This window comes from Microbacterium sp. J1-1 (assembly GCF_024498615.1).
Lineage (GTDB): Bacteria > Actinomycetota > Actinomycetes > Actinomycetales > Microbacteriaceae > Microbacterium > Microbacterium aurugineum.
On record NZ_CP089590.1, the window covers coordinates 2,048,025 to 2,065,959 of the forward strand.

The 17,935-nt window shown below is 67.2% G+C and carries 19 protein-coding genes; 4 read left to right on the top strand and 15 right to left on the bottom strand.

Translation table 11 applies throughout. From position 1 onward, the window contains the following. Positions 1-33 precede the first annotated feature (33 nt). From dnaG to dusB, 3 genes are read right to left on the bottom strand one after another with little or no spacing between them, the layout of a single operon-like run. Positions 34-1,896, bottom strand: a complete 1,863-nt coding sequence (dnaG, locus tag LRQ07_RS09740; protein WP_131491184.1) for a DNA primase — start codon at positions 1,894-1,896, stop codon at positions 34-36. After that, positions 1,896-3,281: a deoxyguanosinetriphosphate triphosphohydrolase gene (locus tag LRQ07_RS09745; protein WP_256534467.1), complete on the bottom strand. Its 1,386-nt coding sequence runs from the start codon at positions 3,279-3,281 to the stop codon at positions 1,896-1,898. The genes dnaG and LRQ07_RS09745 overlap by 1 nt, the downstream gene beginning before the upstream one ends. Further along, on the bottom strand, positions 3,271-4,422 hold the full coding sequence (dusB, locus tag LRQ07_RS09750; RefSeq protein WP_232761732.1) for a tRNA dihydrouridine synthase DusB: 1,152 nt from the start codon (positions 4,420-4,422) through the stop codon (positions 3,271-3,273). The genes LRQ07_RS09745 and dusB overlap by 11 nt, the downstream gene beginning before the upstream one ends. A 59-nt stretch (positions 4,423-4,481) precedes the next feature. Here dusB and LRQ07_RS09755 point away from each other — a divergent pair, with 59 nt between their 5' ends. Then, entirely contained in the window at positions 4,482-4,976 is a 495-nt protein-coding gene (locus LRQ07_RS09755) for a glutathione peroxidase (protein WP_256534468.1), read from the top strand. Here LRQ07_RS09755 and LRQ07_RS09760 read toward each other — a convergent pair. Then, a complete protein-coding gene (locus LRQ07_RS09760) occupies positions 4,973-5,659 on the bottom strand; it encodes a DsbA family protein (RefSeq protein WP_047519972.1) in 687 nt (228 codons plus the stop codon). The genes LRQ07_RS09755 and LRQ07_RS09760 overlap by 4 nt on opposite strands. Before the next feature lie 69 nt (positions 5,660-5,728). Here LRQ07_RS09760 and LRQ07_RS09765 point away from each other — a divergent pair, with 69 nt between their 5' ends. Next, entirely contained in the window at positions 5,729-6,340 is a 612-nt protein-coding gene (locus LRQ07_RS09765) for an AAA family ATPase (RefSeq protein ID WP_153244229.1), read from the top strand. Here LRQ07_RS09765 and LRQ07_RS09770 read toward each other — a convergent pair. Together LRQ07_RS09770 and recO are read right to left on the bottom strand one after the other, a co-directional pair. After that, a complete protein-coding gene (locus LRQ07_RS09770) occupies positions 6,280-7,083 on the bottom strand; it encodes an isoprenyl transferase (RefSeq protein WP_256534470.1) in 804 nt (267 codons plus the stop codon). The two genes, LRQ07_RS09765 and LRQ07_RS09770, sit on opposite strands and share 61 nt — an antisense overlap. Next, on the bottom strand, positions 7,080-7,823 hold the full coding sequence (gene recO, locus LRQ07_RS09775) for a DNA repair protein RecO (RefSeq protein ID WP_232761728.1): 744 nt from the start codon (positions 7,821-7,823) through the stop codon (positions 7,080-7,082). Before recO ends, LRQ07_RS09770 begins: the two co-directional genes overlap by 4 nt. Before the next feature lie 34 nt (positions 7,824-7,857). On the opposite strand from recO, the gene LRQ07_RS09780 reads away from it, so the two are divergent. Next, on the top strand, positions 7,858-8,556 hold the full coding sequence (locus LRQ07_RS09780) for a trimeric intracellular cation channel family protein (RefSeq protein WP_047520132.1): 699 nt from the start codon (positions 7,858-7,860) through the stop codon (positions 8,554-8,556). A 97-nt stretch (positions 8,557-8,653) separates the two neighbouring features. Here LRQ07_RS09780 and leuA read toward each other — a convergent pair whose 3' ends face one another. Then, positions 8,654-10,408, bottom strand: coding sequence for a 2-isopropylmalate synthase (leuA, locus tag LRQ07_RS09785; protein ID WP_153244230.1), 1,755 nt, complete (start codon positions 10,406-10,408; stop codon positions 8,654-8,656). 194 nt (positions 10,409-10,602) lie between these two features. Between leuA and LRQ07_RS09790 the strand changes: the two genes are divergently transcribed. Next, complete coding sequence (locus LRQ07_RS09790; RefSeq protein ID WP_256534471.1) at positions 10,603-11,250, top strand: hypothetical protein; 648 nt, start codon at positions 10,603-10,605, stop codon at positions 11,248-11,250. On the opposite strand, the gene LRQ07_RS09795 is transcribed toward LRQ07_RS09790, so the two are convergent. Genes LRQ07_RS09795 through LRQ07_RS09830 form a run of 8 tightly spaced genes read right to left on the bottom strand, consistent with a single transcriptional unit; the run spans position 11,222 to position 17,911 of the window. After that, complete coding sequence (locus LRQ07_RS09795) at positions 11,222-12,211, bottom strand: NADP-dependent oxidoreductase (RefSeq protein ID WP_232761726.1); 990 nt, start codon at positions 12,209-12,211, stop codon at positions 11,222-11,224. The two genes, LRQ07_RS09790 and LRQ07_RS09795, sit on opposite strands and share 29 nt — an antisense overlap. 12 nt (positions 12,212-12,223) lie before the next feature. After that, positions 12,224-12,697 carry a hypothetical protein gene (locus tag LRQ07_RS09800; protein ID WP_256534472.1) on the bottom strand — a complete coding sequence of 158 codons (474 nt, stop codon included), beginning with the start codon at positions 12,695-12,697 and terminating at the stop codon, positions 12,224-12,226. Beyond that, complete coding sequence (locus LRQ07_RS09805; protein ID WP_256534473.1) at positions 12,694-13,674, bottom strand: hypothetical protein; 981 nt, start codon at positions 13,672-13,674, stop codon at positions 12,694-12,696. The genes LRQ07_RS09800 and LRQ07_RS09805 overlap by 4 nt, the downstream gene beginning before the upstream one ends. Beyond that, positions 13,674-14,195, bottom strand: a complete 522-nt coding sequence (locus tag LRQ07_RS09810; protein WP_256534474.1) for an RNA polymerase sigma factor — start codon at positions 14,193-14,195, stop codon at positions 13,674-13,676. Before LRQ07_RS09810 ends, LRQ07_RS09805 begins: the two co-directional genes overlap by 1 nt. Before the next feature lie 54 nt (positions 14,196-14,249). After that, positions 14,250-15,164 carry a GTPase Era gene (gene era, locus LRQ07_RS09815; RefSeq protein WP_372491377.1) on the bottom strand — a complete coding sequence of 305 codons (915 nt, stop codon included), beginning with the start codon at positions 15,162-15,164 and terminating at the stop codon, positions 14,250-14,252. Beyond that, positions 15,139-16,434 carry a hemolysin family protein gene (locus tag LRQ07_RS09820; RefSeq protein ID WP_232761721.1) on the bottom strand — a complete coding sequence of 432 codons (1,296 nt, stop codon included), beginning with the start codon at positions 16,432-16,434 and terminating at the stop codon, positions 15,139-15,141. The genes era and LRQ07_RS09820 overlap by 26 nt, the downstream gene beginning before the upstream one ends. Next, a complete protein-coding gene (gene ybeY / locus LRQ07_RS09825) occupies positions 16,431-16,889 on the bottom strand; it encodes an rRNA maturation RNase YbeY (RefSeq protein WP_047519949.1) in 459 nt (152 codons plus the stop codon). The genes LRQ07_RS09820 and ybeY overlap by 4 nt, the downstream gene beginning before the upstream one ends. Further along, positions 16,886-17,911, bottom strand: coding sequence for a PhoH family protein (locus LRQ07_RS09830; RefSeq protein ID WP_232763129.1), 1,026 nt, complete (start codon positions 17,909-17,911; stop codon positions 16,886-16,888). Before LRQ07_RS09830 ends, ybeY begins: the two co-directional genes overlap by 4 nt. Positions 17,912-17,935 lie beyond the last annotated feature (24 nt).

Consider the following 17,935-nt stretch of genomic DNA (forward strand, 5'->3'; position numbering starts at 1 on the left):
TCCATCCTGCCCGCTGCGCGATGCCGCGCGGGGTTACGACTCGGCGAAGCGTTGACGCTCGGCGTCGATGTCGCGCAGGCGCATGCGCAGCGCGCGTCCGCCGTCGGAGTCTGCGGGCACACGCTGCACCGCCCCGAGGAGCTCCTGCTTCTCGGACTCGAGCTGGCGTAGCACGAGTCTGCGGGCCAGGTCTGAAACGGTCGCGACGGCCCGCTCCTCGTCGCGCGCAGGGAACGGAGTCATCAGCAGTTCACCGGCGAGCGAACGATACGGCTCACGCACCGCGTTCACCGCCTCCGTCACCCAGCCCGCCCTCGTCCGATCCGGCGCCCCCACCACGGCTTCGCGCACCGCGTCCAGCCCCGGAGTGCGGAACGGCACGGCCAGTGCCCTGCTCAGCAGTGCCTGGTCGACCTGATGCCCGTACTGCAGGGCGCCCATCAGGGCGTCGCGCTCGACGGCCACATCGGGGCTGCGCGGCAGAGTCGCCAGAGTGACCGGCGCCATCACGGGCGCACCCGTCGCCCCATCGACCTGCTGCGGAGCCTCCCGACGCACCGGCGGAGCCATCGAGGCACCGCGGGCCGCGCGCTCGACCTCGCTGCGCACCTCGGTCGGATCCATCCCGAGCCGGCGTGCCAGGACCCGTTCGTAGCCCGGGCGCAGAAGCCGGTCGCGGATCTCCGCCACGATCGGTGCCGCGGCGCGAAGAGCACCGACGCGTCCTTCCACCGTGCCGAGGTCGAAGCCGGCCAGCTTGCGGTCGATCGCGAACTCGAACATCGGCTGCTTCTTGTCCATCAGTCCGCGCACGGCGGCGTCGCCCCGCTGGAGTCGCAGATCGCACGGGTCGAGCCCATCCGGTGCGACCGCGACGAAGGTCTGTGCGTTGAATCGATCGTCCTCGGTGAACGCGCGCAGCGCCGCCTTCTGACCGGCCTCGTCGCCGTCGAACGTGAACACGACCTCGCCCGAGGCGTTGTCGTCGCCCATCACACGACGCAGCACCTTGATGTGCTCGGTGCCGAACGCCGTGCCACAGGTCGCGATGGCCGTCGTGAGACCGGCCAGGTGGCACGCCATCACGTCGGTGTACCCTTCGACCACCACGACACGTCGAGGATCACCCCGCGCGATGTCCCGCTTCGCGAGGTCGAGTCCGTAGAGGACTTGCGCCTTCTTGTAGATCGGGGTCTCCGGGGTGTTCAGGTACTTCGGCCCGTTGTCGTCATCGAAGAGCTTGCGCGCGCCGAATCCGATCGTCTGACCGGAGACGTCGCGGATGGGCCACACCAGACGCCCGCGGAACCGATCGTAGACCCCCCGCTGTCCGGTCGAGACGAGTCCTGCCGTGCTGAGTTCCTCGCGGGTGAACCCCTGCGCCGTGAGGGCCTTCAGCATCCCGTCCCACCCGCGCGGTGCGAACCCCACTCCGAAGTGCGCGGCGGCACCGGCGTCGAATCCGCGTTCTCCGAGGAAGCGACGACCGGCCTCGGCGTCCGGCGACAGCAGCTGCGCCCGGAAGAACTCCGCCGCCGCCGTGTTCGCCGCGTAGAGGCGACTTCGACCGCTCGTCTCCGGTGCCGCTCCCCCGTCTTCGTAGTGCAGGGTGTATCCGATGCGTCCGGCCAAGCGCTCGACGGCCTCAGTGAAGCTGATGTGATCCATCTCGCGCAGGAACGAGTAGACATCGCCCGACTCGCCGCAGCCGAAGCAGTGGTAATAACCCACCTGCTGACGCACGTGAAAGCTGGGGCTCTTCTCATCGTGGAACGGGCACAGGCCCTTGAGCGATCCCACGCCGGCCGACTTGAGCGCAACCCGCTCACCGACGATGTCCGCGATGTTCGTGCGCGCCTTGACCTCGTCGACGTCGGCCTGCCGGATGCGTGGCATCAGTGCGCCCCTTCGGCGACGGGCCGCCGTTCGACGTGCGCGCGTGCACCGGGTCGTGCGTGACGCGGGGTCCAGATGCCGACCTCGGCCGGATCGATCTCCCCGACCAGGCGATTGTGCCAGTCGATCGCGCTCTGGTCGGTGAGGCTGGCGATCTGATCGACCACGACCCTCGCGCGCTGGGCATCGTCCTCGGCCGCCACGAAGTCCGCCGCGAATGCGGGCTCGAGAACGTCCGAACCGGCGGACCACAGCGCATCCGTCGACCAGAGCGCGTCGGCGAGACGCTTCAGCACCCGCCGCTGCTCCTTGTAGACGCCTTTTCGCGCTTCGATCGTCACGATCGCCTGGCCCATGATCCCCTTCAGGACAGCGATCTCGACCTCGACCACCCGCGGCACGATCACGTGCGCGTTGTAGCGCACGAGTGCGGTCGAACCATAGGCGTCTTTGGTGGCGGAGACCGACGCGCGGGCGAATCGGCCGATCAGGTCGCTCGTCAGGTTCTTCAGGCGGGCGAGAGCCTGACGGGAACGGTCGAACGACGCGAGCCACATCGGCTGGGATGCCAGGCGATACAGGGCATCGGCGAGTTCGTCCCTGGTGAAGTCGTATCCGACCCACTGCTGGATGCGTCCGACGAGGGCGTCGTGGGCGAGGGGATCCGCGAGCTGGGCGACATCGACGTAGCCGTTGACGATCGCGTCCTCGAAATCATGCACCGAGTAGGCGATGTCGTCGGAGAGATCCATGATCTCCGCCTCGATGCAACGCAACCGACCGGGCGCGCCTTCGCGCATCCAGCGGAACACGGCCTCGTCCTCGGGATACACGCCGAACTTCAGACGGCCTCCGGGATCCGGCACGGGGCTGTCCACGGTCCACGGATACTTGCACGTCGCGTCGAGGCTCGCACGGGTCAGGTTCAGGCCGACGGAGCGGTCGTCATCGTCGAGGACCTTCGCCTCGAGCCGGGTGAGGATGCGCAGCGACTGCGCGTTGCCCTCGAAGCCGCCGATGTGCTCGGCCCACTCGTTGAGTGCCCGTTCGCCGTTGTGACCGAACGGAGGGTGTCCCAGATCGTGGCTGAGGCACGCGGTATCGACGACATCCGCGGAGACGCCCAGTGCCACCGCGAGTTCCCGCCCGACCTGGGCCACTTCGAGCGAGTGGGTCAGTCGGTTTCTCGCGAAGTCCGCCGTGCTCGCGGGGCTCAGCACCTGCGTCTTGGCGGCGAGACGGCGCAGCGCGGCGGAGTGCAGCACGCGCGCGCGGTCTCTCGCGAAGTCGTTGCGCTCGGATCGATGGGTCTCGGCGAAGAAGCGCTCGGCGTCGCGCGCATCGTAGCCGTCGGCGCGAAGCCCGACCGGGGAGTCAGCCGCCACTGTTCTCGATCTCCGCTCCACGCATCATCTCCGAGGCGGAGGACGCGAGCTCGCGCGACTCCAACCACTTGTCGGGCAGCGCCGTGCGCTTGGGGTGTCCTGCCCGTCCGCGCTGGCCCTCCGCGTCCGCGCCGGGGTACGGCGCCGTGTGATCGAGCCGTGCGAGCAACTCGTCGATCTCCGCCAGGCTTGACGCGGTGGCGAGTCCCGTCCGGATGTCCCCACCGACCGGATATCCCTTGAAGTACCACGACACATGCTTGCGCACATCCCGGCAGCCCCGGTCTTCGTCCTCGAAGAACTCGACGAGCAGTTCGGCATGTCGGCGGAAGGCGTCCGCCACGAAGCCGAGCGTCGCGTCGACGACCTTTCCCTCGCCCCCGAACGCCGTGGCGAGTTCGCCGAACAGCCACGGGCGTCCGAGGCAACCGCGACCGACCACGACCCCGTCGCAGTCGGTCTGGGCCATCATCCGCACGGCGTCGTCGGCCGACCAGATGTCGCCGTTGCCGAGCACCGGGATGCTGGTGACGGCCTGCTTCAGCTCACCGATGGCGTTCCAGTCTGCGTGTCCGGAGTAGAACTCGCCCGCGGTGCGCGCGTGCAGCGCGACAGCAGCCGCGCCGGCATCCTCGGCGGCTCGACCGGCATCGAGGAACGTCAGGTGATCCTTGTCGATGCCCTTTCGCATCTTGACGGTGAGAGGCACATCCCCGGCGGCCTTGACGGCCTGATCGACGATGTCTGCGAACAGCTTCGACTTCCAGGGCAACGCCGCTCCCCCGCCGCGACGGGTGACCTTCGGCACCGGACACCCGAAGTTGAGGTCGATGTGATCGGCGTGGTCTTCGGCGACGATGATGCGCACCGCTTCCGCGATGGTCTTCGGGTCGACGCCGTAGAGCTGGATGGAGCGCGGTGTCTCGGACTCGTGGTGCCTGATGAGTCGCATCGTCGTGTCGTTGCGTTCAACGAGTGCGCGCGAGGTGATCATCTCGCTCACATAGAGTCCGGCTCCGTACTCACGGCACAGACGTCGGAATGCGGTGTTCGTGATCCCCGCCATGGGTGCGAGGACGACCGGCACGTCGAGATCGATCGGACCGATGCGAAGGGGGCGGGCGGTGGTGGCGAGAGTCATGTCGTCTCTATTCTCCCAGACGCGGAGCCGGGAGGGATGCGGCGATCTAAGCTGTGGATATGACCGAATCCTCGCTCCGCACGATCCCGTTCACCGACGCGAAGGGCGAGCAGAAGACGCTCGACGATCTCGGCGCCGATGTGGTGCTGGTGGTGAACGTCGCGTCGAAGTGCGGCCTCACACCCCAGTACGAACAGCTCGAGGAATTGCAGCGTCTCTACGGTGACCGCGGGTTCACCGTGGTCGGGTTCCCGTGCAACCAGTTCTTCGGTCAGGAGCCGGGTTCGGTCGATGAGATCCTCGAGTTCTGCTCGACCACCTACGGCGTGAGCTTCCCTGTCACCGACAAGGTCAAGGTGAACGGCAAGAACGCCGCCGAGCTCTACAAGGCACTCAAGGAGACCCCCGATGCCGGCGGGAAGGCCGGACGGGTTGAGTGGAACTTCGAGAAGTTCCTTGTGCTGCCGGACGGGGACGTCCTGCGCTTCCGTCCGAAGCAGAAGCCGGACGCCCCCGAGATCGTCAGCGCGATCGAAGCGGCGCTGTCCCGCTAGACCGCGGCGGCCTCCGCCTCGGTCTCCCCGCGCTTCGCCCAGAGATCGCGAAGGACGTTCTCGAATGCGGCCGGCGGCTGCGCACCGCTGATGCCGTACTGGCCGTCGACGACGAAGAACGGCACCCCTTGGATGCCGTAGGCGCGCGCCTGAGCCTGGTCCTGACGCACGGCGGGCAGGTACTGCTCACTCTCCAACGCCGCACGAGCACGGTCGGCGTCGAGACCGACCTCGACAGCGAGCGCGACGAGATCGTCGATGCGCCCGACATGCTTGCCCTCGGTGAAGTAGGCGGACATGAGCCGCTCCTCCATCTCGTGCTGCAACCCCTCGGCCTTCGCGAAGTGGAGCAGCTCGTGCGCCTTCACCGTGTTGGTGTGCTGCAGCAGATCGAAGCGGTACTGGAGCCCCGCGTCGGCGGCGACACCGGTCACGTTCGCCAGCATCTGCTCGACCTGGTCGCGGGGCATGCCCTTGTGGCCTGCGAGGAAGTCGATCTCGTCCCCGTCGAAGTCGACGGGGGTGTCGGGTGAGAGCTCGAACGAGTGGAACGTGATGTCGACCTGCGGCGCATCCGCGTCGGCAGCTACGGCTTCGAGACCCTTCTCGAGGTTGCGCTTGCCGATGTAGCACCAGGGGCAGGCGATGTCGGACCAGATGTCGATGGAGATGGGTTCAGTCACACTTTGATCCAACCGCATGCGCCTGTGAGCTATTCCGCTGCTGCGGGGACCGGCGGATAGGATTCTCGGATGCTCTCCGTGGACGACCCGCTCCCCTTCCGCCCGAAGAGGGTGCTGGTGGCCGGGGTGTCCGGGTCGGGGAAGACCACACTGGCAGGTCGCATCGCGGAGATGTGGGACCTTCGTCACGTCGAGATCGACGGGCTGTTCCATGGGCCGGGCTGGACTCCGAGGCCGGAGTTCCTCGACGACGTACGCGCCTTCGCGTCGGACGACCGCTGGATCACCGAGTGGCAGTACACGAGCAAAGGCACGGATGCCGTCCTCACCCCGCGCGCGCAGCTCGCGATCTGGCTCGACTATCCGTATCCCGTGGTGCGCAGACGTCTGATCAGGCGCACCCTGGCCCGCGGCGCCCTGCGACGAGAGCTCTGGAACGGCAACCGCGAGAAGGGGCCGTGGAACATGCTCAGCCGCGATCCCGAGAAGAACATCCTCGCGTGGCAGACGGCCACGCTCCACAAGTGGGCCGAGCGCTTCCCCGAGTTGCAGGACGACTTTCCCCACCTCACGATCGTCCGGCTGCGTCATCCGCGGGAGACGGAGCGGTGGCTGCGCTCTCAGGCTGAGGCGTCCGGGGTGTCGATCGCGCCCCCGAAGCGACGGTCGCGCGCCACGTAGATCGCGATCGCCCGCCACAGCTCCTCCCGGGAGAAGTCCGGCCAGAGCGTGTCGAGGAACACCATCTCGGCATACGCCGACTCCCAGAGCAGGAAGTTCGAGGTGCGCTGTTCCCCGGAGCTGCGCAGGAACAGGTCGACGTCCGGCATGTCGGGCACATATAGGTGGCGGCGGACCATTTTCTCGCTGATCGCCTTCGGCTTCACGCGTCCGGCAGCGACATCCTCGGCGATGGCTCGCATCGCGTCGACCAGCTCCACCCTTCCGCCGTAGTTCACGCACATCGTGAGGGTGAGGACGTCGTTGCCGCGGGTCAGCTGCTCGGCGTACTGCAGCTCCTTGATGACGCTTCCCCAGAGCCTCGGCTTGCGCCCCGCCCACCGGATGCGCACGCCCCACTCGTTCAGTTGATCGCGTCGCCGGTGCAGCACGTCACGGTTGTATCCCATGAGGAAGCGGACCTCTTCGGGGGAACGCGCCCAGTTCTCCGTCGAGAAGGCGTACACGGAGAGGTGCTTCACGCCGGCCTGGATCGCACCGGCGACCACGTCGAGGAGCACCTCCTCCCCTGCCTTGTGACCTTCGATGCGATTGAGCCCCCGGCGATTCGCCCACCGACCGTTGCCGTCCATCACGATCGCCACGTGCTCCGGCACCGCAGCGAAAGCGGGAGGATACACACCGGTCCAGTCCAAGGGACGATACGGAACGGCGTCTTTGTGCGTGTACGGCTTGGGAGTCACCGTGCTCCTTCGGAGGGGATGTCGGACACATGCGCGAGCGAGCGGATGCCGCGCTCCAGGTGCCATTGGGCATAAGCGGAGACGAGGCCGGAGGCTGCGGCCGTGTCGGCGTGCGAAGCGGCATCGATCACGTCCCACTCCCCCGCGAGGAGGGAGCGGAGCAGCGCCAGCGTCCTCTCGGCGACGCGCGGGCTTCCCGCCGGAGCGCAGTTCTCGCACACCACTCCGCCCAGCTGTGCGACGAACCGCGCATGCGGGCCGGGCACGCCGCATCGGGCGCACTCGTCGAGGGACGGCGCCCACCCCGACAGGGACATCACCCGCAGCAGGTAGGAGTCGAGGATGCTCCGTGCTCCGTGTTCGCCGCGCGACAGAGCACGCAGTCCGCCGACGAGGAGCAGGTACTGGTCGGAGGTCGCTTCGGCATCGCTCAGCCGATCGGCCGTCTCCACCATGGCGTTCGCCGCGGTGAAGCGGTCGTAGTGCGCCGCGATGTCCGCGCCGTAGGAGCCGAGCGACTCGGCCTGCTGCACGATGTCGAGCGAACGTCCCTGGTAGAGCTGCACGTCGGCCACCATGAACGGCTCGAGCTTGGCGCCGAACTTCGACGAGGTGCGGCGCACCCCCTTCGCCACCGCACGGATTTTGCCATGACGTCGGGAGAGCATCGTGACGATGCGATCCGCCTCACCGAGTTTGTGGGTGCGCAGGATCACCGCTTCGTCTCGATAGGTGGGCACCCTTCGATTATCCTCCGTGCGCGAGAATGGACGCGTGACCGAACCGCTCTTCATCATTCCGCTGTGGGCGGACCTGCTCGGCGTCGGCCTGGGCGGGGTCCAGGGTGCGATGTTCGCCTCGGGGTTCCAGGGCCAACGACGGCTCGACTGGCTCGGTGTCGCCATCATCGGGATCATGATCGGGATGGGCGGCGGTTTGATCCGCGACATCCTGCTCGGGCAGACGCCCGCGACCCTGCAGAACCAGTGGTACCTCGTGACGGCCGGTGGTGCGGCCCTCTTCGGGATGCTGCTCGCCGGCCTCTTCACCCGGCTGAACACCGCGATCGTGGTCCTCGACGCCGTCGTGATCGGGATGTTCGGCGCGTTCGGGACGAGCAAGGCTCTCGCGTTCGGGATCCCCGAGGTCCCGGCCGTGTTCATCGGGGTCTGCGCCGCGGTGGGCGGAAGCGTCCTGCGCGACATGCTCATGGGGCTGCCGACCGCGATCATGCACGTCGGATCCCTCTATGCGGTGGCCGCCGGCGCGGGGTGCACCTTCATCGTGATCGCCGTCGCACTGGGGATGCCGATCACGCTCGCGGCGATCATCGGGATCGCGGTCACCGCCGTCATCCGCGTCCTCGCCGTCACCTTCGACGTCTCCCTCCCGGAGCAGCGCCGCATCTACCGACGCAAGGTCGCCGCGGAGACGGGTGCGATCGCGATCGTGAAGCCCAGCGCCGACCTCTGAACCTCGGCTTCCGGGATGCGGCGCGGCAGCAGACGATCAGAGTGATCCGAATGCGAAACGCCCCCGGTACAAGGCCGGGGGCGTTCCACGTCGGAGATCAGACCGCTGCGAGCTCGTGCTGCCGAGTGCGGATCGAACGGTTCACACCCGACACGATCGCCTTGAGCGACGCCGTCGAGATATCGCCGTCGATACCGACACCCCACAGCCGCTGGTCGCCGACCTGCAACTCGACGTAGGCCGCAGCCTGCGCGTCGCCGCCCGCGCTGAGAGCGTGCTCGACATAGTCGTACACCGTGATGTCGAAGCCCTGGCCGCGCAACACCTCGACGAAGGCGGCCACAGGTCCGTTGCCGTTCCCCGACACGGCCAGCTGTTCGTCATCGTCACGCAGGACGACATCGAGCACGACGTCACCCGACATGTCGCTGCGGGTCTGCGTGGCGAGCAGCTCGAAGCGCCCCCACTTGGCCGTCGAGTCATCGGCAGGCAGATACTCGTCGTTGAAGATCGACCAGATCTGGTCGGACGTGACTTCACCGCCTTCGGCATCGGTCTTGGCCTGCACGACCCCCGAGAACTCGATCTGCAGCTTGCGCGGCAGGTCGATCGCGTGGTCCGACTTCAGCAGGTAGGCGACTCCGCCCTTGCCGGACTGCGAGTTGACGCGGATGACCGCCTCGTACGAACGTCCGAGGTCCTTCGGGTCGACCGGCAGATAAGGAACGGCCCACTCGATCTCGTCGACCGTCACGCCCTCGGCGGTCGCCCGCGCCTCCATCGCCTCGAAGCCCTTCTTGATCGCATCCTGGTGCGATCCGCTGAAGGCGGTGAAGACCAGGTCGCCGGCCCACGGGCTGCGCTCCGGCACGGGGAGCTGGTTGCAGTATTCGACCGTGCGCTTGACCTGGTCGATGTCGCTGAAGTCGATCTGCGGGTCGATGCCCTGCGTGAAGAGGTTGATCCCCAGAGCCACGATGTCGACGTTGCCCGTGCGCTCGCCGTTGCCGAACAGGCATCCCTCGATGCGGTCGGCACCGGCCATGTAGCCGAGCTCCGCGGCCGCGATCGCGGTGCCGCGGTCATTATGCGGGTGCAGGGAGAGGATGACGTTCTCGCGGTGGTTCAGGTGCCGGCTCATCCACTCGATGGAGTCGGCGTAGACGTTCGGAGAAGCCATCTCGACGGTGGCCGGCAGGTTGATGATCACCTTGCGGTCCGCCGTCGGCTCGAACACCTCGATGACCTGGTTGCAGATGTCGACCGCGAACTCGAGCTCAGTACCCGTGTAGCTCTCGGGCGAGTACTCGTAGTACACCTTCGTGTCGGGGATCGTCTTCTCGAACTTCCGACACAGGCGCGCTCCTTCGAGCGCGATGTCGATGATGCCCTGCTTGTCGGTGCGGAAGACAACCTCGCGCTGCAGCACGCTCGTGGAGTTGTAGAGGTGCACGATGGCCTGCTTCGCACCGGCGATCGACTCATAGGTGCGCTCGATGAGGTGCTCGCGGGCCTGGGTCAGCACCTGGATGGTCACATCGTCCGGGATCAGGTTCTCTTCGATGAGCTGACGGACGAAATCGAAGTCGGTCTGGCTCGCCGACGGGAAACCGACTTCGATCTCCTTGTAGCCCATGCTCACGAGCAGCTCGAACATGACCCGCTTGCGCTCCGGCGACATCGGGTCGATCAGAGCCTGGTTGCCGTCGCGGAGGTCGACGGCGCACCAGCGGGGAGCCTCGGTGATTCGGGCGTCCGGCCAAGTGCGGTCGGGCAGGTGGACGTTGATCTGCTCGTGGAACGGCCGATACTTGTGGATCGGCATCGCGGACGGGCGCTGAGTGTTCTGCATGATGGGGCTTCTTCTCTTCGTCAAAATGAACGGGCCAACACAAGCGCCGCGACGAGGGAGGCCCTAGCTTGAGGACTCGTCGCGGCAGCTAAGAAGAAGCAGACCGCCGAAAGGCATGTCGTCATGCTAGCAGGGAACACGCCTCCACTTCGACGAATCTGAGACGATTGCGCGCCGCGCGACACTTCCCGCACATGAGCACATCGCTACGTTCTCTGACCCTCGCCGCGGTATCCGCCGTCGGTCTCCTGTTCCTCGGCGGTTGCGCGTTCGTCCCAGGACCCGCGGCGGCACCCACGAGCACCACGGTTCCGTCCGATCAACGGCTGGAAGAGGCGCACCCCGTGCCGCCGGAGGGGCGTGTGGTCGGGGTGGGCATGGTGCTGGACGCGAGCGGGGACGTGCAGTTGTGCCTGGGGGCGATCATGGAGTCCTACCCGCCGCAGTGCCTCGGCGTGCCGTTGGACGGCTGGACCTGGGACGGCGTCGAAGGCAGCGACGACAGCGGCGAGACGACCTGGGGCGACTATGCGGTGTACGCCACCTACGACGGCGAGCGACTCACCATGACCGATCCGCCGATCATGGCCGCACTGTACGACTCGATCGCTCCGGAGGATCCGACGGGAGGAGTCGACGGCACGACTCCCGAGGATGAGCTCGCACGGGTCCAAGACGACATCGCGGCACGCCTCGGCACGGAAGCGGTCACGGTCGGGACGGATCGCGGATATGTCTGGGTACAGGTCGTCTGGGATGACGGCGCGATCCAGGAAGCGATGGACGCCGAGTACGGCGAACGAGTGGTGGTCGTCAGCTCCGCACTTCGCGAGACCGACTGACCTCCGGGATCAGAGCCAGCTTGCCTCCGGGGTGTCCCGTCGCCAGGAGGCGGTGGGCGTCTTGGGCTCGCTCGAGCGGGAAGGTCTGCGCGAGCGGCACCTCGAGGTCGCCGTTCTGGGCCAGCGCGATCAGCTCCCCCCGCACCTCGTCGCGGAAGCGGGCACTGGCCGGCTGGGAACCCGCGATCGCGAGGAACCCAGCGGCCTCGGCGCGACCGGGGGCCGCGATCGTGACGATGCGGCGAGGGGCGGAGACGAGAGCGAGCGACACGTCCACGGCCTCGTCCGTACCGACAGCATCGAGTGCCGCCGAGATGGGCCCCGCCGCCACCTCCCTCACGCGATCGGCGAGCCCCGTGCCGTAGCGGACAGGTATGCCGCCGAATCGGGTCACCTCGTCGAAGCGGTTCTCGCTCGCCGTACCGATCACACGGATGCCTCGCAGCCGGGCCTGTTGCAAGACGCTCACCCCGACCGCGCCTGAGGCACCGTGGAGGAGGATGGTCTCCCCTGGCGTCGCCCCGGTGACCGCGAGCATCTCGGCGGCCGTGGTGCCCACGAGCAGCAGGTTCGCCGCCTCCGGATGCGAGAGGGTCGACGGTTTCGCGAACACCTTCTCTGCGGGAACGGTGAGTGCCGTCGCGTATCCGCCCCGCACCCGGAAAGCCACGACCTCATCGCCCTCCGACGCGGTCCCGGAGCCGATCCGCGTGTCCGGTCCGATCGCGATGATCTCACCGGAGACCTCGTAGCCGATCGGGACCGGAAGAGCGGAGTCAGACCTCGCCGCGGCGACGTGTTTCGCGTCGGCCGGGTTCACCCCCGCGGCGCGCACACGGATCGTCACCTCACCCGCCGTCGGCGGCGGAATGCTGACGTCGGTGAACTCCCATGCCTCGGGCGAGCCCCACGACGTGGCGACCCAATGTCGTGCTTCGAGGAGCTTCTTCGACGTCGACATCGGCGGACTCGCTCAGGCGGCGCAGCGAAGGTTGTTCACGGTACCGGACACGTTCGCCCAGTTTCCGGCACTCACCGTCTTCAACACGGTGGCACCGTTGCGTGCCTGGACATATCCGGCACTGCGCGCATTCGCCACGGACCGCACGGTGAAGCTCGGCGGCACGGTGTTGACTCCGCAGCCTCCGAACGAGAGCGAACCTCCGGCCAGGGAGAGCGCGTTGTATGCGCAGAACCTACCGGTCGCACAGCTCCCGACGGAGCGCGCCGTCAGGTCCGATGCCGACGGCACGCTCAGAGCCATGTCCAGCGCCGGCCACACGGCGTGAGTCGCATCGACGATCACACCACCGGGGACCTCGTCGAGCATCGCCGCGACCAGCGGGTCCACGTCATGATCATCGCGCGCCGAAGCCATGGTCGGCACCGCTGCCCACGCCAGGACGGCGCCGAACAGGACGGCCGCCAGCACGGTGCGGAGCTTCATCGGACGGTGTCCTCATCGAGGTCCCACATCCGGTAGGAGATGATGGCGCCCGCGGAGAACACCCCGTCATCCTTCAGCACCGTGCGTTCGATGCCGACGATCCGACCGGTCTCGCGCGATACCAGGATCAGGTCGCTCACGGCCCCGTCCGGTGACAGGACGCGGATGCCGGCCACCGGTCGGCCCAGTCGATCCGTCGTCGTCCCGAGAGCTTCGCCGCCGCCCGTCTCCGCGAGCAGAACGAGCAGTTCCTCGTGCTGCGCGTCGGTCAGCGTCCACTGGTCGAGCGCCGTGGTCATCGCCGTCTCCACCTCGAAGGCCGTCGGATCCTCCGGCATGCCGAACGCGCGGAGCATAGCGACCATGTCCTCGCCGGTCTCGCCGGGAACCGTCTTCCACGGGGTCTCGAAGTCGCCTTCTCCCATGATCAGATCGGTGACGACCTCGCCGCTGCTGGTGACCTCGGCCCCATTGCTGGCGACCGCGTCTTCCGGATCGTAGGGAACACCCGCGATGATGGTCATCCGTCCGGAACCGTCGGGCTCCCAGGTGAGCGTCGAGAGTTGGGGGACGACGGTCGTGGTCTTGGTGTCGACCTCGACCGAGAATCCCCACGAGGCCGTCCTGACCGTGCGCGACGGGATCGAAGGTCCCGTCGAGTTCGCGAGGGCGACGCCCGCCTCATCGACGATCTGGGCGACGGTCGACGAGCCGCTGAAGTCGAGCGGCGACGGCGTTCCGGCGACGGCGGCACCCTGCGGTGCGAAGACGGCGAACGCCAGCGCCGCGGACGCCGCGACCGCGGTGAGACCGCCGGCCCACCCGAGCGTGCGCGCGCGACGTCGTCTCGGAGCACGCGTCGTGCGGAGGATGCGATCGCGGGTCGCGAGCGCCCGCACATCCGGCGACGCGTCACGAGGCGTGGAAGCAGGGTCGGCGTCAGTCAGCATGCGCTCGAGCACCGCGTTCTGCGTCATCACCCGTCATCACCCCCTCCCAGGCCCAGCTCCGCACGCAGGCGATCCTGTGCTTGGCTCAGCCTCTTCCGCACGCGGAACTCGGAAGCGCGCAACAACTGTGCGATCTCCCCCACCGCGAGTCCATCCCAGTACGTCAGCATGATGATACGCCGTTGTTCCTGAGTGAGGACACCCAAAGCACGGATGACTTCGAAACGACCCTGCCGGCCGGATTCCTCGTCCTCCCCGACGACCCCCTGATGCACGGCCTCGAGCGCACTGTGCGGCATCGACTTCGGTCCGACACGCGCACGCAGGTGCCGGTCGGCGACGCGGAGCAACCAGACCCGGCCGGGTGGACGAGCAGGCCGGAGCCGGGTCCACGCGCTCAGGAAGACCTCCGAGACGATCTCGGTGACTTCCTGGTCGTCCGCGACGACTCCTTCTATGTGGTGCCGCACAGCTGCCCAGTGCTCATCGAACACTCGGATGAAGACCTCGTCGCGCAGCGGATTCGGGTCTTCGCTGCGATCGTTCATGTCGCCGGGGTCGGCGGCCTTCCCGCCGCCATCGACGTGTGACCTGCTCGCATGTCAGAAGCCGAGTCTGCCGAGTTGCTTCGGGTCGCGCTGCCACTCCTTCGCGACCTTGACATGCAGGCCCAGGAACACACGGGTGCCGAGCAGTTCCTCGATACCCGTACGGGCACGAGCTCCCACCTCGCTGAGACGCTTGCCCTTGTGACCGATGATGATCGCCTTCTGGCTATCGCGTTCCACCACGATCGAGGCGTGCACGTCGGTCAGGTCGGTGCCCTCGCGCGGCGCGATGTCGTCGATCACGATCGCTATCGAGTGCGGGAGCTCGTCACGCACTCCTTCGAGCGCTGCTTCGCGGATCATCTCGGCGATGCGGTCCTCCTGGGACTCATCCGTCGTGATCCCCTCCGGATACAAGGCGGGGCCCTTCGGCATCAGCAGCAGGATCTCGTCGGAGAGCACATCAAGCTGATCGCGGGTGAGTGCCGAGAGCGGGATGACCGCTGCCCAGTCCTCGCGCAGAGCATCCACCTCGAGCAGCCTCGCGGTGATGTCGTCACGGGCCGCCGCATCGGTCTTCGTCACGATCGCGATCTTCTTCGCCCGCGGGTAGCCGTCGAGCGAAGCCGCGATCCGTCGATCCCCCGGGCCGACCTTCTCATTGGCCGGGACACAGAATCCGATCACGTCGACGTCACCGAGCACCTGCTCCACGAGGTCGTTCAACCGTTCGCCGAGCAACGTGCGCGGCTTGTGGATCCCCGGGGTGTCGACGATGACGAGCTGCCCTTCCGGGCGGTTCACGATGCCGCGGATGGCGCGCCGTGTCGTCTGGGGCTTCTCGCTGGTGATCGCGATCTTCTCGCCGACGAGAGCGTTCGTCAGCGTCGACTTGCCGACGTTGGGTCGACCGACGAACGTCACGAACCCGCTTCGGGTTTCCTCAGTCATCGTCTCGCTCTCCTTCATCCTGCGTCGCGACAGGTTCCCCTGCCGCCCGTTCCGCGAACACCGTCGCGATCCCGCGACCACGACCACGAGATGCCCCACCCGTCAGAACCAGCCCTGCCACGGTGGCCGTCGCACCGGGCTGCGGAACCTGTCCCAGCGCCTTGCCGAGCAAGCCGCCGATCGAGTCGACGTCTTCATCCTCGAGTTCGAGGCCGAAGAGATCGCCCACGTCTTCGAGGGAGAGACGCGCACTCACGCGGTATCGTCCGTGACCGAGATCGACGAATTCTGCGGATACCTGATCGTACTCATCCGAGATCTCTCCCACGAGTTCCTCGATCAGGTCCTCCAGCGTCACGAGCCCCGAGATTCCTCCGTGCTCGTCGATCACCAGGCACACGTGCACGGCGTCGCGCTTCATCTGCTGCAGCAGGGTCTCCGCGCGCATGGACTCCGGTACGAAGGTCGCAGGCCGTGCGATCGGCCGGATCGACGCGGCCCGCCAAGCACTGTCATCGCGGTAGGCGAACTGCACGAGGTCCTTGAGATACAGAACGCCGACGACGTCATCCGCGTCATCATCCACGACCGGCATCCTCGAGACGCCACGGTTCAGGAACAGCGACATCGCCTCGTCGGTCGTGGCGGTCGCATCAACCGTCACCATCTCGGTCCGGGGCACCATCACGGCGCGGACGAACTGATCGGTGAAGTCGAACACCGAGTGGATGAGGTCGCGATCGTCTTCCTCGATGAGGTCGTTCGAGGCGGCCTCGTCGACCATGCTGAGCAACTGATCCTCACTGGTGAAGGAGCTGCGACCGGTGCCCGGCGTGACCCTGTTGCCCAGCACCACGAGAGCCTGGGCGAGCGGGCCGAGGATGATGCGGAGGCCGCGCACGATCGACGCGGTTCGGCGGATCATGCCTTCGGCGTGCTGGCGGCCGAAGGAGCGCGGACTCGCACCGACGAGCACGAACGTGATCGCCGTCATCAGCACCGCGGCGGCGAGCATCGCCCACCAGTTGTTGTCGATGAGGATCGTGAACGCGACCGTCACGAGGACGGCTGCGGTGACCTCCGCCAGCACGCGGATGAAGGCGACGGCGTTGACGTGCGCATCCAGATCGGCGGCGATGCGTCGCAGAGCCTTCGCTTTGCGCCCCTCATTCGCCATGTCGGCGAGACCGACGCGAGAGGTGACACCGTACGCGGCATCGATCGCGGCCATGAGACCGCCGAAGGCGACCAGCAGGACGGCTCCGATGAGCAGGAGGACGGCCGTCATCGGCGGCGTTCGGACGCGGCGAAGCCCTGGATCAGCTCCTTCTGCAGTCCGAACATCTCACGCTCCTCGTCGGGCTCAGCATGATCGAAGCCGAGAAGGTGGAGCAGCCCGTGCGTGGTGAGCAGGATGAGCTCGTCCATCAGGGTGTGCTTCGCCGCCTGAGCCTGCGTCTCGGCCACCTGGGGGCACAGCACGATGTCGCCCAGCAGTCCGGGAGCGGTCGGACGGTCCTCGGTGCCGGGACGGAGCTCGTCCATCGGGAAACTGAGCACATCGGTGGGACCGGGCTCGTCCATCCACTGCACGTGAAGCGCCTCCATGGCCCCCTCGTCCACGAGGACGATGGCGACCTCGGCATCCGGGCTGACGTGGAGCTGCGCGAGGTTGTAGTCCGTGAGCCGCTGGAGCACGGTCTCGTCGACATCGATGGCCGACTCGTTGTTGATCTCGATCATGAGAGTCCTCGTTTCGGCATGCGGTCCCGCGGTCCGGGGCGCTGCGCCCCTCGGCGGTCGGCCCTGTTGGCGAACTCGGCGGCCTGTTCGCGTTCGAAGCGCTGGGCGGTGCGCTTCTCGTCGTACTCGCTGTACGCGTCGACGATGCGGCCGACCAGCGAGTGCCGCACGACGTCGGCGCTGGTGAGCCGCGCGAAGTGGATGTCGTCGATACCGTCGAGCACACGCGTCACGAGCCGGAGACCGGACGAGCCCTGCGGGAGGTCAACCTGGGTGATGTCGCCAGTCACCACCATCCGCGTGCCGAAGCCGAGACGGGTGAGGAACATCTTCATCTGCTCGGGCGTGGTGTTCTGGGCCTCGTCGAGCACGACGAAAGAATCGTTCAGCGTGCGCCCGCGCATGTACGCGAGTGGAGCGACCTCGATGGTCCCCGTCGCCATCAGACGCGGGACGATCTCCGGGTCCATCATCTCGTTGAGGGCGTCGTACAACGGCCGCAGGTACGGGTCGATCTTGTCGGTGAGCGTGCCGGGAAGGAACCCGAGCCGCTCCCCCGCCTCGACCGCGGGCCGCGTGAGGATGATCCGGGTGACCTCCTTGCGCTGCAGCGCCTGAACGGCCTTCGCCATCGCGAGGTAGGTCTTGCCGGTACCAGCAGGGCCGATGCCGAAGACGACCGTGTTCTCCTCGATCGCGTCGACGTACTCCTTCTGGCCGAGGGTCTTCGGACGGATCACCTTACCGCGCGTCGTCAGGATCGCCTCACCGAGCACCTCGCTGGGACGCGGTCCCCCCTCCTGACGCAGCATGCGTGCGGAACTGGAGACGTCGCTCGGAGCCAGATCGTGCCCGGCCCGGGTCATTGCAAGCAGCTCCTCCACGAGCGCCTTCGCCTTCCTGACCGCGTCGGTGTCACCGCTGAGGGTGATCTCGTTCCCGCGAACGAGCACCTGGACGTCAGGATGCTCCCTCTCGAGCATCCGCAGCAGACGGTCCTGCGGACCCAGCAGCTGCACCATGGCGACTCCGTCGGCATAGATCGT